The 414-nt window shown below is 64.5% G+C and carries 1 pseudogene; it reads right to left on the bottom strand.

Annotated features, from left to right (window positions below):
• Window positions 1-255: pseudogene (locus tag EXE42_RS17090) on the bottom strand (transcriptional regulator); the annotation flags it as partial.
• Between the last annotated feature and the right edge of the window lie 159 nt (window positions 256-414).

The raw sequence follows: 414 nt of genomic DNA, 5'->3' as shown, positions 1-414 counted from the left end.
CGCCGAGAGCGTGTTCGGGGCGGCGTCGAGTTCGCTCTCCAGGTCGCTGAACCGCAGCGAGTCCTCGGCGAACGCGAACGCGCTCAACACCGCCATCGTGTGGGTCTTTCCGAGGAGATCCAGGAGCTCGGCCACCGTCCGACCGATGCGCTCCTGCTCCTCCGGGGCGAACGACTCCCGGAGGGCGGTCGCCTCCGCGCGAGTCAATCCCCCGCTCAGTCCGGGCACGTCCGGCACATCGCTCTGTCCGTTCATCGAGCGATCACTGGACGCTATTGCTATTGTATCTTTGGGATACAGGCCGAACGCGGGCTAACACTTCGAAGCTTCGAAGTTACAAGTATATGCCCTCGGCGCGCCCCTCTCCGGTATGCGAATCGCAGTATTCGGTGCGTCGGGACGAACCGGCCGACC

The organism is Halorubrum sp. SP3 (assembly GCF_005435195.1).
Lineage (GTDB): Archaea > Halobacteriota > Halobacteria > Halobacteriales > Haloferacaceae > Halorubrum > Halorubrum sodomense.
The sequence above is the reverse complement of the archived record's forward strand: the minus strand, read 5'-3'. Positions and strand labels throughout refer to the sequence as shown.